Origin of the sequence: Yersinia sp. 2542 StPb PI (assembly GCF_048593855.1) — a bacterium.
GTDB lineage: Bacteria > Pseudomonadota > Gammaproteobacteria > Enterobacterales > Enterobacteriaceae > Yersinia > Yersinia enterocolitica_E.
The window spans coordinates 1-296 of sequence record NZ_JAZGQA010000546.1; the positions used below are offsets into that span (position 1 = coordinate 1).

Genomic DNA, 296 nt, shown 5'->3' on the forward strand with positions numbered 1-296 from the left:
GTGAAAACAAACAACGTCATCAAGAATAATTTTCCATCCTAATAGTAAGTTTGGATCTAATTTGAAAAATGTTTTATCCGTAATTAATAACACTCGGTGCGTTGGACATAGAAGAAACTGTACTACTTCCGCTTGAACATTACCTGTCAATCCAGTACTTATAATTAATCGGCTATCAGGGATTGCTTGAAATGTCTTATCTAATAATTTGATTGTGTTTTGAACTAAAATATACTTATCATTGCTATTATTAATTTGTTTTATTGTTTGAAATGTCTTACCACTGCCACAATCAG

At 30.7% G+C, this 296-nt stretch carries 1 pseudogene; it reads right to left on the reverse strand.

Annotated features, from left to right (window positions below):
- Positions 1-296 (reverse strand): annotated as a pseudogene (locus V1952_RS22690) (type III restriction endonuclease subunit R); the annotation flags it as partial.